The 13,479-nt window shown below is 65.8% G+C and carries 14 protein-coding genes; 5 read left to right on the top strand and 9 right to left on the bottom strand.

The features are described from left to right. Window positions 1-15: 15 nt before the first annotated feature. A complete protein-coding gene (gene eda, locus PVW27_RS14690) occupies window positions 16-663 on the bottom strand; it encodes a bifunctional 4-hydroxy-2-oxoglutarate aldolase/2-dehydro-3-deoxy-phosphogluconate aldolase (protein ID WP_274558931.1) in 648 nt (215 codons plus the stop codon). A 78-nt stretch (window positions 664-741) separates the two neighbouring features. Beyond that, complete coding sequence (gene edd / locus PVW27_RS14685) at window positions 742-2,547, bottom strand: phosphogluconate dehydratase (protein WP_274558929.1); 1,806 nt, start codon at window positions 2,545-2,547, stop codon at window positions 742-744. Between the two features lie 280 nt (window positions 2,548-2,827). Between edd and PVW27_RS14680 the strand changes: the two genes are divergently transcribed. From PVW27_RS14680 to PVW27_RS14670, 3 genes are read left to right on the top strand one after another with little or no spacing between them, the layout of a single operon-like run. After that, a complete protein-coding gene (locus PVW27_RS14680) occupies window positions 2,828-3,487 on the top strand; it encodes a DUF6778 family protein (RefSeq protein ID WP_274558927.1) in 660 nt (219 codons plus the stop codon). Window positions 3,488-3,524: 37 nt separating this feature from the next. Further along, complete coding sequence (locus tag PVW27_RS14675; protein WP_274558926.1) at window positions 3,525-4,721, top strand: RSP_2647 family RNA methyltransferase; 1,197 nt, start codon at window positions 3,525-3,527, stop codon at window positions 4,719-4,721. Then, a complete protein-coding gene (locus PVW27_RS14670; protein WP_274558925.1) occupies window positions 4,718-5,263 on the top strand; it encodes an RSP_2648 family PIN domain-containing protein in 546 nt (181 codons plus the stop codon). The genes PVW27_RS14675 and PVW27_RS14670 overlap by 4 nt, the downstream gene beginning before the upstream one ends. Window positions 5,264-5,293: 30 nt before the next feature. Here PVW27_RS14670 and PVW27_RS14665 read toward each other — a convergent pair whose 3' ends face one another. The 7 genes from PVW27_RS14665 to PVW27_RS14635 all read right to left on the bottom strand — a co-directional run bounded on the left by PVW27_RS14665 (window position 5,294) and on the right by PVW27_RS14635 (window position 11,627). Next, window positions 5,294-5,986: a M48 family metallopeptidase gene (locus PVW27_RS14665; protein ID WP_274558924.1), complete on the bottom strand. Its 693-nt coding sequence runs from the start codon at window positions 5,984-5,986 to the stop codon at window positions 5,294-5,296. A 97-nt stretch (window positions 5,987-6,083) separates the two neighbouring features. Then, window positions 6,084-7,247: a cytochrome P450 gene (locus tag PVW27_RS14660; RefSeq protein ID WP_274558923.1), complete on the bottom strand. Its 1,164-nt coding sequence runs from the start codon at window positions 7,245-7,247 to the stop codon at window positions 6,084-6,086. Window positions 7,248-7,319: 72 nt separating this feature from the next. Continuing rightward, window positions 7,320-7,643, bottom strand: coding sequence for a hypothetical protein (locus tag PVW27_RS14655; RefSeq protein WP_274558922.1), 324 nt, complete (start codon window positions 7,641-7,643; stop codon window positions 7,320-7,322). A 134-nt stretch (window positions 7,644-7,777) separates the two neighbouring features. After that, window positions 7,778-8,962, bottom strand: a complete 1,185-nt coding sequence (locus PVW27_RS14650; protein WP_274558920.1) for a vWA domain-containing protein — start codon at window positions 8,960-8,962, stop codon at window positions 7,778-7,780. Window positions 8,963-8,967: 5 nt separating this feature from the next. Next, window positions 8,968-9,135, bottom strand: coding sequence for an apolipoprotein acyltransferase (locus PVW27_RS14645; RefSeq protein ID WP_274558918.1), 168 nt, complete (start codon window positions 9,133-9,135; stop codon window positions 8,968-8,970). Beyond that, on the bottom strand, window positions 9,132-10,460 hold the full coding sequence (locus PVW27_RS14640) for a DUF2927 domain-containing protein (protein ID WP_274558917.1): 1,329 nt from the start codon (window positions 10,458-10,460) through the stop codon (window positions 9,132-9,134). Before PVW27_RS14640 ends, PVW27_RS14645 begins: the two co-directional genes overlap by 4 nt. A 324-nt stretch (window positions 10,461-10,784) precedes the next feature. Continuing rightward, window positions 10,785-11,627, bottom strand: coding sequence for an AAA family ATPase (locus tag PVW27_RS14635; protein WP_274558915.1), 843 nt, complete (start codon window positions 11,625-11,627; stop codon window positions 10,785-10,787). A 183-nt stretch (window positions 11,628-11,810) separates the two neighbouring features. Here PVW27_RS14635 and dksA point away from each other — a divergent pair, with 183 nt between their 5' ends. Together dksA and PVW27_RS14625 are read left to right on the top strand one after the other, a co-directional pair. After that, window positions 11,811-12,233 (top strand): RNA polymerase-binding protein DksA, encoded by a 423-nt coding sequence (dksA, locus tag PVW27_RS14630; protein WP_274558913.1) that lies wholly within the window; start codon window positions 11,811-11,813, stop codon window positions 12,231-12,233. Between the two features lie 74 nt (window positions 12,234-12,307). After that, on the top strand, window positions 12,308-13,474 hold the full coding sequence (locus tag PVW27_RS14625) for an FAD-dependent oxidoreductase (RefSeq protein ID WP_274558911.1): 1,167 nt from the start codon (window positions 12,308-12,310) through the stop codon (window positions 13,472-13,474). The last annotated feature ends 5 nt before the right edge of the window (window positions 13,475-13,479 follow it).

Here is a 13,479-nt window from a genome sequence, read left to right as displayed (position 1 = left end):
GATCGGGTCGCGGCGTCACGCAGACCGGGGTAGGGCGGATGCGGCGCGGGCCAGCCCTTCGATCCCCTCCCAGTCGCCCGCCGCGATCATGTCGGAGGGCGCGACCCAGCTGCCGCCCACACAGGCGACATTCGGCAGCGACAGGTAATCGGCGGCATTGGCCGGGCCGATCCCGCCGGTCGGGCAGAAGGTGATCTGCGGCAAGGGCGATGACAGGGCGCGCAGCGCCGCCGCACCCCCTGCGACCTCTGCAGGAAAGAACTTCTGCGAGGTATAGCCCCGTTCCAGCAGCGCCATCGCCTCGGTCGCGGTGGCGGCACCGGGCAGGATCGGCAGCCCGCCCTCCTCGCAGGCTGCCAGCAGCCGGTCCGTCGCCCCCGGCGACACGGCAAACCCGGCCCCTGCGGCGATCACGGCGCGGACATCGGCGGGCGACAGCACCGTGCCCGCGCCCACCATCGCACCGGGGATTCGGGCCATTTCGGTGATCACCTCAAGGGCTGCGGGCGTGCGCAGCGTCACCTCCAGAACCGGCAGGCCGCCCGCCACCAGTGCCCGGGCCAGCGGGGCGGCATGGGCGGGGTCGCGGATCACCAGAACAGGGATCACCGGGGCCATCCGGCACAGCGTCAAGGTGGCGTCCGAGGCGTGATGCGGGGTCATGGTCCGTCCTTTCGGGCCGCGCCGCCCGGGGCGGATGGCGCATGGATATTTGCAGCAAGAAGAAGCCGGGGCGGCATGTCAGACAACCACCGCCGCGCCAGTCGCCGCCGGGCCCACATTGGCCCGGAACATGGCGAAAAGCTCGCGCCCGACGCCGGTGCCATTGCCGCTCAGATCCGGGGTGGCAGGGGCGCGGGTCTCCAGATCGGGCACCAGCGCGGCGATCTCGCCCGTGGTGGCATCCAGCCGGATGATGTCGCCGTCCCGCAGACGCGCCAGCGCGCCACCGGCGGCGGCTTCGGGGCTGATATGGATCGCGGCAGGCACCTTGCCCGAAGCACCGGACATGCGCCCATCGGTGACCAGCGCGACCTTCAGCCCGCGATCCTGCAGCACGGCGAGAACAGGCGTCAGCGCATGCAGTTCCGGCATCCCATTGGCCTGCGGCCCCTGAAAGCGCACCACCACCACGGTGTCCGAGGTGAACTCCCCGGCCTTGAACGCCGCTTTCACCGCCTCCTGCGTCTCGAACACGCGGGCGGGGGCCTCGATCACATGGCGGTCAGGAGAGACGGACGAGGTCTTGATCACGCCCGTGCCCAGATTCCCGTCCAACTGGCGCAATCCGCCTGTGGCATCGAAGGGATCGCTGACCGGGCGCAGGATGCGGGTGTTCTGGCTCTCCCGGCTGCCGGGTTGCCAGGCAAGGCCCGCCCCGGTCAGTTTCGGCTCGGTCGTATAGCGCTCCAGCCCCTTGCCCGCGACGGTCAACGTGTCGGGATGCAGCAGCCCCGCCTCCAGCAGTTGCCCGATCGTATAACCCAGCCCACCGGCCGCGTGGAAATGGTTCACATCGGCCAACCCGTTGGGATAGACCTTGGCCAGAAGCGGGGTCACCTGCGACAGGTCGTGAAAATCCTGCAAGGTCAGGATCACCCCGGCGGCGCGGGCCATGGCTGGCAGGTGCAGCACCAGATTGGTCGACCCGCCCGTCGCCATCAGCCCCACGATCCCGTTCACGAAGGCGCGCTCGTCCAGCACGTCGCAGACCGGCGTATAGTGATTCCCCAGCGCCGTGATCGCGGCGGCGCGTTCCGTGCCCGCAGTTGTCAGCGCATCGCGCAGCGGCGTGCCGGGATTCACGAAGGACGTGCCGGGCAGATGCAGCCCCATGAACTCCATCAGCATCTGGTTGGTATTGGCCGTGCCATAGAAGGTGCAGGTGCCGGGGCCATGATAGGACGCCATCTCGGCCTTCATCAGCGCCGCGCGGTCCACCTGTCCGGCCGCGAATTGCTGGCGCACCTTGGCCTTCTCGTCATTGGGCAGGCCCGAAACCATCGGTCCCGCCGGCAGGAACACACCCGGAATATAGCCGAACGTGGCGGCGGCGATCACCAGGCCCGGCACGATCTTGTCGCAGACACCCAGATAGAGCGCGCTATCAAACGTGTTGTGCGACAGCGCCACGCCCGCCGCCAATGCGATCACGTCGCGCGAAAACAGCGACAGTTCCATCCCGGTCTGGCCCTGCGTGACCCCGTCGCACATGGCGGGCACGCCGCCGGCCACCTGCGCCGTGGCGCCGACACGCCGGGCAGCCTGCCGGATCAGGTCGGGGAACCGCTCGAAGGGCTGATGCGCCGACAGCATGTCGTTATAGGCGGTCACGATCCCGATATTGGGGGCAGGGGTCGTGGCCATGGTCGATTGATCCTGTCCCATCGCCGCATAGGCATGGGCCTGGTTCGAACAGCTCAGATGCCCACGGCGCGGCCCCTCGGCCGCAGCGCGGCGCATCAACGCCATGTAACGGTCGCGGCTGTCACGGCTGCGCGCCACGATGCGATCGGTCACGCGGGCCACCTGATCATGTACTGGCATCGGATGTCCTCCCCTCAGTCGGTCGTGGGTTCCCCCGGATATAGGCTGTTAGCGGTAACACCGCAAGCCGATGCCGTGGTGATGCAAGCGGGATGCAACTTTTTCAACATGTCGATTTCGTGGCTGCATCCTGCGATGGAAACAGGGCTGAAAGTGGCGAATTATGCTTGAGATTTCCCCGAAATGCCGCGCATTGGAAGAAAATTTGCCCTGAATAGACCACAATCCGGCGGCAAAAATCCACTCCATGACACGCGGAAAAACCGCTTGGAGGTCGAGGATGTCACGTTACCGTATTGTTACTGCCCTGATTCTGGCGCTGGGTCTGTCCGCCTGCAGCACCTATGATCTGGCCACGCGCAACGCCGTTTCGGTCGATACCGCGCGGGGGGCTTCGGCCGCCATCTCCCTTGCTGCCATCGCGGTTGTCGACACCCGTATCGTGGTGCCGCGCAGCCTGAAGGTTTCCGAGGCCAACAGCTACTACCCGTCCGGCGATATCGTCTGGCGCGGCGATGCCTTCGGGGACCGCCACGCCCAGCTTGAGGCGATCCTGGCCGACAGCATGACGCAGGCCCGCACCGGCCATAGCGGCGCGGTGCCCGCCGTGGTCGAGATCGAACTGGTCCGCTTTCACTCGCTGACTGAAAAGACCCGCTATTCGGTGGGCGGGGTTCACTCCATCCGCTTCAACCTCACCCTGCGCGATCCCAAGACGGGCGAGGCCCTGGCCCCCACCCGCGAGATCCGCGCCGATCTCAAGGAATACGGCGGCGACCGCGCCATGCAGGCCGAGCGCCAGGGGCTGACGCAGAAGGTGCGCGTGACGCGGCATCTGGCCAATGTCCTGCGGGCCGAACTGGAACGCCCCGGCAGCATGGGCGGCAATCGCGGCATCACGCAACTGGTGGCCGGTCTGGAAACGGACGACAAGATCTGACCTTTCCAGCACTGTGAAACAGGGATAAGAGGGCGGCATGACATCGCCCTCTTATCCCGTTGTGCGCCTGCGCCCCAAAGCCCAGCCGCGCGCCATCCGCCACGGTTTTCCGTGGGTTTATGACAATGAACTGGTCACCGACCGGCGCTCGCGCGGGCTTGCCCCCGGCAGCCTTGCCGTGCTGGAGGATGCCGAGCGCACCCCCCTTGCACTGGTGACGGTGAACGCCAATTCCCGCATCATCGCCCGCGTGATGGACCGTGACCCCGCCGCTGTGGTGGACCGGGCCTGGCTTGAGGCGCGGCTGACCCGCGCGCTGGCCCTGCGGGCGCGGCTCTATGACCAACCCTTCTACCGTCTGGTCCATGCCGAGGCGGACGGACTGCCCGGCGTGGTGATCGACCGTTTCGGCGACACCGCAGTGATCCAGCCCAATGCGGCATGGGCCGATGTGATGCTGGATGATCTGGTCGCGGCTCTGGTCGCGGTGACGGGTGTGACGACTGTCATCAAAAGCGCCTCGGGCCGTGCGCGGACACTCGAAGGTCTGGACGATGCCAGCGGCGTGGTTCTGGGCCAAGCGCCCGATGCCCCGGTGCAGGTGCCGATGAACGGGGCCACCTATATGGCCGACCTGACCGGCGGGCAGAAAACGGGGCTGTTCTTCGACCAGCGGCCCAACCACGCCTTTGCCGCGCAACTGGCCAAGGGCGGCAAGGTTCTGGATGTATTCTCCCATGTGGGTGGCTTTGCACTGGCCGCGCTTGCCGCAGGGGCGGATCACGCGCTGGCCGTGGACGGCTCCGACCCCGCGCTGACGCTCGCCCGCGAGGGCGCCGCGGCGTCGGGCGTGGCGGCACGGTTTGACACGCGCAAGGGCGATGCCTTCGACGTGATGACGGCCCTTGCGGCGGAAGGGGCCACCTTCGACATGGTCGTCTGCGATCCGCCCGCCTTCGCGCCGTCGAAACAGGCGCTGGAAACCGGCCTGCGCGCCTATGAGCGCGTGGCGCGTCTGGGCGCGTCATTGGTGGCCGAGGGCGGGTTTCTCGTGCTTTGCTCCTGCTCGCATGCCGCCGATCTGGAACGCTTTCACGGCGCCTGCCTGCGGGGCATCGGTCGCGCGGGACGGCAGGGGCAGCAGATCCACACGGGCTTTGCCGGACCGGATCACCCGCTTCTGCCGCAACTGGCCGAAAGCGGCTATCTGAAGGCGCTGTTCTTCCGCCTATGAAGGTGCTGCTGGACACCTGCGTTCTTTACCCCACGGTGATGCGCGAGGTGCTTTTGGGCGTGGCGGCGGCGGGGCTGTATCAGCCGCTCTGGTCCGCGCGCATTCTTGAAGAATGGGCGCGCGCCACGATCAAACTGGGGGCAGGGGCCGAGGCACAGGCGCGCGGCGAGGTGGCGCTGATCCGGTCGCGCTGGCCGGGGGCCGAGGTGGTATGGCCCCCCTCGCTGGAAGCGCGGCTCTGGCTGCCCGATCCGGCCGATACCCATGTGCTGGCCGCCGCCATCGCGGGCCATGCCGATCTGATCGTGACCCTGAACGCGCAGGATTTCCCCCGCCAGATCCTCGAGGAAGAGGGGCTGGCCCGGCTGGACCCCGACCAGTTCCTGATGTCCCTTTACGCCGATCACCCGCAGGCCGTCGCCGATGCGGCCGAGGCCGTGCGGCGCGAGGCGGAACGGTTGTCCGGTCAGGATTGGGACATCAGACGACTTATGAAAAAGGCACATTTGCCGAAGCTGGGCAAGGCTTTGGCCGCCGCCTAGCGGCCACGGTTCACAAGGGCCAGACCGCCTTCAAACCTGCGGCACATTCCAGCGCGCTTCGTTCTTTTCAATCGCGGCGATCCGGTCGGGCGTCTTGGGATGGCTCAAGAGCCATGCCGGCATCGCCCCGCCGCGCGCATTGGTCAGCGCCTCCAGCTTACCAAAAAGCGATTTTTGCGGGGCCGTGCCGATCCCCGCCTTGACCAGCAGGGCCGAGGCATATTCATCCGCCTCATACTCATCGCTGCGCGACAGTTTCGCCGCCAGCATCGTGGTCAGCATATTCGCGATCCACAGCCCCACACCCGGCAGAAAGCGCGACAGCACCATGGCCAGCGCCGTGCGCAGCGCGTTCTGGCCGGAAAAGTCGATCATCCGCCGCCGCGCATGCCCCAGCGCCACATGGCCCAGCTCATGGGCGATCACGCTGGCCATCTCTTCAGCCGACACCTCGCCCTGACGGAACTTGTTGTAGAACCCGCGCGTGATGAAAATCCGCCCATCGGGCGCGGCCAGACCATTCACCGGGTCGATCTCGTAGATATGCACCTTGATCTTCGGCAGATCGAGGGCGGCGGCCAGACGGTCCGTCACCTTCTTCAGCACAGGATCGGCCAGCACGGTCGAGCGGGTGTCCAACTCCTTGGCCGTGCGCCAGGCCGAGAAACGGTACATGGCGACAGCATAAAGGATGGCCAGCAGGATCGGGGTGAATTTCAACATGTCTCAGATATGGCGCGTGCGCTGCCCTGCGGCAAGGGCTGCTCGTGTGGCAGAGCGGCGCAAGGATGAGTATTTTTGGCAAGATGAAGGGGCAGGCTCACGCGGTCCAGCGGACGGGGACGGACAGCGGCCCGCGAAAGGCCCAGCCCGCAAAGGGGGCAGGGCCGTCCAGCATCAGTCCCGGCAGATGGGCAAAGGCCATGGGCAGGGCCACATCCGCGATCAGGGCGCGCGCGGCGGCGGCCCCCGCGCAGAAATGCGGCCCCGCGCCGAAACTGATGGCGGGGCCGGTATCGCGGGCAATGTCGAAGCGGTCGGGGGCGGTGAAATGCGCCTCGTCCCGCCCGGCCGAGGAGAACATGAAGAACACCCGGTCCTCAGGCTGGAACGTGACTTCGCAGGCGGTATCCACCCGCGCCACGCGGCGCGGCGACATGCCGATGGGGGATATCCAGCGGGCATATTCGTCAAAAGCCTGCGCCCATGTGGCGCGGCCCGCCTGGATCAGCGCCAACTGGTCGGGATGGGTCAAGAGCGCCCAGATCGTGCCTGCGATGGCATCGCGCGGCTCGTTCTGCCCGCCCGAGATGATCAGCTTGATATTGGCGCGGATACTCTCCATCGGCAGGCCCGCGCGATGCATCACCGACAGGGCCGACTGGTCGGGGGTCGCCGTCACGACCGGCAGCATGGCGTCGATATGCGCGTCGATGGATGCGGTGCAATCGTGGCAGCGCGCCTCGATTGCCGGATCTCCTGCGTAATTGGCGCAGCCGTCGATCATGCCCTGGCTCACGCGGTCCATTTCGGGCGCGGGCATGGTGGCAAGGCCCGTGATCGCCTTCAACGCTTCGGCCGACACCGGCATCGCATAGTCGCGCACCAGATCGCAGCGTCCGCGCGGCGCCAGATCGGTCAGGATACTGGCGGCTGCGGCCTGAAACTGCGCCAGCCAGTGATCCTTTACCGTGCGCGGGCTGAGTGCCGGAAACAGCGCGCGCCGCTCGGCCTGATGCGCCGCGCCATCCTTGCGCATGAGATTTTCGCCCATCAGCCGGGTCATCAACCCCTCGGGCTGGTGACTCGAGTACACCTCGGTCCGTTTTTCCTGCACGAAGATGTCATCGCGCCGGGTGAAAAGCGTGGCCCCCAGTTCGGGCACATAGGTGACAGGGGCCTCGGCCCGCATCCGCGCCAGCATGGGATAGGGATCGGCGCGGAAGGCCACGGGGTCGATATGTGTGACGGGTGCGTCTGACATGGGGCAGGGCCTGACTGGACAAGGTCAGAACGGTCTGGCCCCTCTGCCGACCCTGCGCAAGCCCGCCACGCCCTAGCGTGTGGTCAGCGTTTCCAGCAGGTATTGCACGGCGCGTTCCTCACGGGTGAGCCTGTCACGGTAAGGGCCGTCATAGCCACCGCGCTCGTAATAGCGCCGATCATCCCGGTAACGGTCGCGCCGCCCATAGGAGGGGCGGGAATAGCGCGACGGGCGCGATCGGCTGGGGCGTGAATAGCCTGAACCACGGCTCGCCCCCGAGGCCTTGGCCGGGGTCAGATGCAGCATGGTCGGCGCGACATAGGCCACACCGGCGGCCAGACCCAGACGGGTCAGCAGACGGCGGCGCGTCGGGTCGGGCGTGTCATCCTTGGACATGGTGAAATCTCCTGTCTGTGGAATGTCAAAAGCGGTGACTTGTGCCTATAGAACGCAGACCGGGGCGGAAACCTTCCGCCTCTTCACAAAAAAATCATCAGGGGGGCACGGGCGGTCATCCGCCGGTCGGCGGTTCAGCGCGCCATTTCTTTCATGGCCCGTTCGATCCCCGACAGGGTCATGGGGACCATGCGATCTTCGAAAATCTCACGGATCATCTTGATCGACTGGGTATAGGACCAGTATTTTTCCGGCACCGGATTGATCCAGACATGGCTTGGCCATTGGTCGCGCGCGCGCTGCAACCAGACCTGCCCAGCCTCGGCGTTCCAATGCTCGTTCGCCCCGCCCGGATAGGCGATCTCATAGGGGGACATGCTGGCATCGCCCACGAAGATGCATTTGTAATCATGCCCATAGGTCCGCAGCACCTCCCATGTGGGGGTCTGCTGATCCCAGCGGCGCCGATTGTCGCGCCAGACGCCCTCATAAAGGCAGTTGTGGAAGTAGTAATATTCCAGATGCTTGAACTCGGTCCGCGCGGCAGAGAACAATTCCTCGACCACCTTCACATGCGGGTCCATCGAGCCGCCCGCATCCAGAAACAACAGCACCTTCACCGCGTTGCGCCGTTCAGGCCGGGTCTTGACGTCCAGATAGCCCTGTTCGGCGGTGGAGCGGATCGTGCCGTCCAGATCAAGTTCTTCCGCCGCCCCGTCGCGCGCCCAGCGGCGCAGCCGCTTCAGCGCCACCTTGATGTTGCGCGTGCCCAGTTCCACCGTGTCGTCGAGGTTCTTGAAATCGCGCTTGTCCCAGACCTTGACCGCGCGCTGGTGGCGGGACTTGTCCTGCCCGATCCGCACGCCTTCGGGGTTATAGCCATGCGCCCCGAAGGGCGATGTGCCCGCCGTGCCGATCCACTTGTTGCCCCCCTGATGGCGGCCCTTCTGCTCCTCAAGCCGCTGTTTCAGCGTCTCCATCAGCTTGTCGAACCCGCCCAGAGCCTTGATCTCTTCCATCTCGGCGGCGGTCAGGTGCTTTTCGGCCAGCTTTTCCAGCCAGTCGGCGGGGATGTTCACGGCCTTGAGCACATCCTCCAGCCGGATCTCCTCCAACCCCTTGAACGTGGTGGCAAAGGCGCGGTCGAACTTGTCCAGATTGCGCTCGTCCTTCACCATGGCGGTGCGGGCAAGGTAATAGAAGCCCTCCACGTCATAGGTCACCAGACCTGCCGACATGCCTTCAAGAAAGGACAGATACTCGCGCAGACTGACCGGGACGCCGCCTTTCCTGAGATTGTCGAAGAAGGGCAGGAACATCGGATCTACAGCGCGGCGCGATGGATGAAGAGGGTGGCAAACAGGCCGATCAGCGCGAATGCGATGGCATAGCCCGCCGCATATTGCGCGATGTCCAGTTTGGCCCCCTTGCGCCGTGCCGCTGTCATGCCACCGATGATGGCGCCCAACAGCGCCGCGCCCAATACGATCATATCCGCCCGTTTCTCCTGTTCAGCGGATTAAGGGCGCTGATCTCGCGCAGTTTGGCACGAATGGCCCCGTCCGCCCCGAACCCGTAACGCGCCCAGCCCAGACTGTCCAGACGCACGGCCTGCGCCTCGACGCCGCGTCCGGCCAGTTCCAGCGCCTCGGCGCGCAGCATGTTCAGCGTGGCGACAAGGGCCGCGTTCTCGTGGCTGATGACGACGGGCAGGTGCAGACCGATCATGTCCACAGCCTCCGGACCGCGTCCCTGCGCCACCATATAGGCCGCCAGTTGCGAGGCCACCATTGCGCGGTGCAACGCATATTCGGGGCGCTGCGCAAAGATCCGGTCGGCGGTCTGGAAATGGGCCACAGCCTCGGCCGGATCGACCGGAAGGACCAACCGTCCAAGGATGTAATGCGCAAAGCCCAGCCTGTGATCCTGCCAACCCAGCGTGCGGGCAATCTCCAGCGTCCGTGTCGCGGCGGTGCGGCGGGCACCGGGGGGCGCACCGACACCAAGGGCGGTCTGCATCGCCGCGATCCATTCACGCGGTGTCTGCCCGTCATAGCGGGGGCCAAGGCCCTGTCCGGCGGGGTTGATCCGGGCCAGGATCGCCGGCAACCGGCTTTCCACCTGCGCCCGCGACATGCCCGAGCGCAGGTCGGGCGCATAGGTCGCGCGCAGGATCATCATGTCATAGCCGGTCAGCACGGCATGGACATTGTCGTCGTTGAACACCGATTGCGGCAGCCGGTAAAGATCGTTGAGCGGCCCCAGCGCCTGCGCCATCTCCTCGTGCAGACAGTCGCGCACCTCTTGGGGCGAGGCATCATTGGGCACGAACACCGCCATCCGCTCGCGCACGGTCAGCCGGGCCCAGTCCGTGCGCGGGCTGCGCCGGGCCAGACGGAATTCGGACAGACGGCTGATATTGGGCACCACAAAACACGCCGCCTGCGGCAGATGACTGCGGATCTCGGCGCGACTCACCGCTTCGATCGTGACATTGGCCGTGGGGGCTGCGGTCTGGGTAATGTCGATGCCCGCCTCGTTGCGCAGACGGAACAGCAGGCGGTTCAGGTCCGAGGCCAGCGTGGGCGGCGGGTTCCCCGTCACGCGGACGGTGATCGGGCCTTCAAAGCGGGTAAAGACGGGCAGGGTGCGCCCTGATTCCAGCATGAAGGACAGGTCGACGAAATCACGTTGCAGATCGGCATTGGCGATCGGAAACTGTGTCGGTTGCGGCGCGGCGAAAACCCTCATCGGGGGCAGATCGCTGTCAAACGCGGCCGCGGCGCGGCTGGGCATGTCAGAGGTCGTGCCCGGCATGCAGGCTCCCAACAGAAAGCAAAACGGCAACAAAATACGCGGGAACAAGGTTGTCATCAGTGCGGCACCCCAACCCTCAGTCGGTTGCAATCCGGGTGCGCAGGCGAAAATGTCCCCGCATCAGGCATGGGCAGGCGACCCCAAGATATCCGGGGCAGGTAAACTCTGGTCATGTTCGGCCCTTCTCTGGAATGATCGGGGCGACATTTCCCGAGCATCCTGTCCCGGCTAAGGACAGTTTGAGACATCTTCGTGGCATCTGTCGACATGCCCACCCAAGGACCGCCGCGGCACGCCCCCGCGCATCAGGGGCGCGCCAAGCCGTCATCCGCGCTGGCCCCGCGCCATGAAGGCCAGACGCTCGAACAGATGCACATCCTGCTCGTTCTTCAGCAGCGCCCCGTGCAGCTTGGGCAAGGCGTTCGCCCCGTCGCGCTTCAGATCCTCGGGCGACAGATCCTCGGCCAGCAGCAGTTTCAGCCAGTCCAGAACCTCCGAAGTCGAGGGCTTCTTCTTCAGCCCCGGCGTCTCGCGCACCTCATAGAACTGCGTGAGCGCAGTCGTCAGCAGCTTTTCCTTGATACCGGGGTGATGCACTTCGACGATCCGGCGCATCGTCTCTTCATCCGGGAAACGGATATAGTGAAAGAAGCAGCGCCGCAGGAAGGCATCGGGCAGCTCTTTCTCGTTGTTGGACGTGATGATGACGATGGGCCGCCGCCGCGCGCGGATGGTCTCGCCGGTCTCGTAGACAAAGAACTCCATCCGGTCCAGTTCCTGCAACAGATCGTTGGGGAACTCGATATCGGCCTTGTCCACCTCGTCGATCAGCAGAACCACACGCTCGTCGGCGTCGAACGCCTCCCACAGCTTGCCCTTGCGGATATAATTCTTCACGTCATTCACGCGCGCATCGCCCAGCTGGCTGTCGCGCAACCGGCTGACGGCGTCATACTCATACAGACCCTGCTGGGCGCGGGTGGTGGACTTGATATTCCATTCGATCATCCGCAGCCCCAGCGCCGCCGCGACCTGCCGGGCCAGCTCGGTCTTGCCCGTGCCCGGCTCGCCCTTGACCAGCAGCGGACGCTCCAGCGTGACGGCGGCATTGACCGCGACGGTCAGGTCTTCTGTCGCCACATAGGCCTCGGTTCCCTGAAATTTCATCGTCTCTCCAACCTGATGAACGTAAATGTTGCGGCACCCTAGCGTGAAGCCCTGATCCCTGCAATGTGGCCACAAAGGGGTAGTGACAATCGCCGGTGGCTGGGCTATTTGCACCGCCAGGGGAGGCACCAGATGTCCGGGGACCACTTGATGACAGATGCGGGCCTTTATGAGGGAGCAGACATGAAAGCCGAATCCTTTCATTCTACAGAGTATACGCCAGCCGAAGACGAACCATTCATGAACGAGCGCCACCTGGAGTATTTCCGGAACGCCCTGCTCAAATGGAAGTCCGAGATCCTTGAAGACAGCCGCGACACGATCGAGGGTCTTCAGGACGGCACACGCAACATTCCCGATGTGGCCGACCGCGCCTCGGAAGAGACCGACCGGGCACTGGAATTGCGCACCCGTGACCGTCAGCGCAAGCTGGTGGCCAAGATCGACGCGGCCCTGCGCCGGATCGAGGATGGCGAGTATGGGTATTGTGAGAAGACGGGCGAACCGATCAGCCTCAAGCGCCTGATCGCGCGGCCCATCGCCACCATGACCCTCGAGGCGCAGGAGCGTCACGAGCGGCGGGAAAAAGTGCACCGCGACGACTGAGCGGTTGGAACGGTGCGACGATACGGACACGCCGAGGCAGCTTTGCTTCGGCGTTTTCGTCTGAAAGGGACGGCATGAGCATTCTGGGCCTGCGGGCTGTGGTGATCGGGGCAGGGATTGGCGGTCTGGCCGTGGCCCGCGCGCTGGCCCTGCGCGGCGCGGATGTGACCCTGCTGGAACAGGCGCCCGAGATCACCGAGGTCGGCGCAGGGCTTCAGATCAGCCCCAACGGCATGGCCGTGCTGCGCGCCCTCGGGTTGGAACAGGCGCTTGTCGCAGCCTCGGTGCAGGCCCGCGCGGTCTGCCTGCACGATCATCACGGCGCGCCCGTCGTCCGGCTTGACCTGACCCGCCTGCCGGACAATGCCTATCACTTCGTCCACCGCGCCGATCTGATCGACCTGCTGGCCGATGGCGCGCGCGAGGCCGGTGTCAGGATTCGCCTGCTGCAAAGAGTCACCTCGGTCGATGGCGGCGCCCAGCCTGTGGTCCATATCGCCAATGGCACCACACTCTGCGCCGATCTGGTGGTCGGCGCGGATGGCCTCCATTCCGTGCTGCGCCCCGCGCTCAATCAGACGGATGCCCCCTTCTTCACCGGACAGGTCGCCTGGCGCGCGGTCGTGCCCAATTGCGAGGGGCGCGGTCCCGAAGCCTGGGTCCATATGGGCCCCGGCCGCCATGTGGTCAGCTATCCGCTGCGGGATGGGACCGCCCTCAACATCGTCGCCGTGCAGGAACGCAAGCTATGGGCAGCCGAAGGCTGGACCCAGACCGACGATCCGGCCAACCTGTGCGCGGCCTTCGCCGATTTCGGCCCCCCCGTGCGCGACATGCTGGCCCGCGTCACCGATGCCCGTCTCTGGGGCCTGTTCCGCCACCCGGTCGCGCGCGTCTGGCACCGCGATCATCTGGCGCTTCTGGGCGATGCCGCCCATCCCACCTTGCCGTTTCTGGCGCAGGGCGCCTCGATGGCGCTGGAAGATGCCTGGGTTCTGGCCGATGAACTGGCCCGCAGCGACAGTATCGGGGCAGGGCTTGCCGCCTATCAGGCCCGCCGTGAAACCCGCGTCCGCCGCGTCATCGCTGCCGCCAATGGCAATGCCTGGAAATACCACATCCGCCCCGCGCCGCTGCGCTTTGCCGCCCATGCCGTGATGCGCCTCGGCGGCACGCTGGCACCTGACCGGATGATGCGGCAGTTCGACTGGCTATATACCCATGATGTGACAGCGCATTGACTGTG

This window comes from Seohaeicola sp. 4SK31, assembly GCF_028802875.1.
GTDB lineage: Bacteria > Pseudomonadota > Alphaproteobacteria > Rhodobacterales > Rhodobacteraceae > Seohaeicola.
Note: the sequence above shows the minus strand (reverse complement) of the source record. Positions and strands in the feature narration are given on the sequence as shown.